A 1,141-nucleotide genomic window follows, 5' to 3' on the forward strand; every position below is an offset into this window, starting at 1 on the left:
GCCCGGCCAGCGCCCAGCGGCAGCCGGGCGGCGCGTAGCGGGCCAGGTACTCGGCGGTGAGCCCGCCGGTGAAGCCCGTGGCACCGAAGAGGATGAGGTCGTGCGGTCGGGACTCGTCTGCCATGGGGTACAGGGTGGTTCATCGGCGCCGTCCAGTCGACGCGGCGGACGGCGGATTCCGCTCGCGCGCCCCCGCGGCGGTGTCCGACCCGCGCGGGTGGTCCCCGCACTTGTGCCCACTGAAACGTGTTCTTATCATCTCTGGTGTTACACAGTTGGTGTCACACTGCTGGGGGCTTGATGGGGAGCACGGGGCACGGCCCGTTGCACGGCGTACGCGTGGTCGAGCTGGCCGGCATCGGCCCCGGCCCGTTCGCCGCCATGCTCCTCGCCGACCTCGGCGCGGACGTCGTACGGGTCGACCGGCCCGGCGGCCCCGGACTCGGCATCGACCCCGCCCACGACCTCACCAACCGCAACAAGCGCTCCGTCGTCCTCGACCTCAAGTCCGCGGCCGGCGCCGCCGCGGCGCTGGCCCTCGCGGAACGGGCCGACATCCTCGTCGAGGGCTTCCGCCCCGGCGTCGCGGAGCGCCTCGGCGTCGGCCCCGGTGACTGCCACGCCCGCAACCCCCGCCTGGTGTACGGGCGGATGACCGGCTGGGGCCAGGACGGCCCGCTGGCCGCGACCGCGGGACACGACATCGGCTACGTCGCCGTCACCGGCGCGCTCGGCATGATCGGCCCCGCCGACGGCCCGCCCGCCGTCCCCGCCAACCTCCTCGGCGACTACGCCGGCGGCTCGCTCTACCTCGTCGTCGGCGTGCTGTCCGCACTGCAGCACGCGCGCACCACCGGCGAGGGGCAGGTCGTCGACGCGGCCATCGTGGACGGCACCGCGCACCTGACGTCGATGATCCACGCCATGGCCGCCGCCGGCGCCTGGCACGACCGCCGCGGCGCCAACCTCCTCGACGGCGGCGCGCCGTTCTACGGCGTCTACGAGACCGCCGACGGGCAGTACATGGCCGTCGGCGCGCTGGAGCCCGCGTTCTACGAGGAGTTCGTCCGCCTCCTCGGCGTCTCCGGCACCCTGCCCGACCGGGCCGACCCCGCCGCCTGGGCGGAGCTGCGCGAGCGGC

At 75.0% G+C, this 1,141-nt stretch carries 1 protein-coding gene; it reads left to right on the plus strand.

Features of this window, described 5'->3' with window-relative positions; translation table 11 throughout:
- Positions 1-300: 300 nt before the first annotated feature.
- On the plus strand, positions 301-1,141 hold an 841-nt coding region (locus H5J30_RS34745; RefSeq protein WP_181791787.1), incomplete at its 3' end, for a CaiB/BaiF CoA transferase family protein.

The sequence above is a fragment of the Streptomyces phytophilus genome (assembly GCF_013870535.1).
GTDB classification, from domain to species: domain Bacteria; phylum Actinomycetota; class Actinomycetes; order Streptomycetales; family Streptomycetaceae; genus Streptomyces; species Streptomyces phytophilus.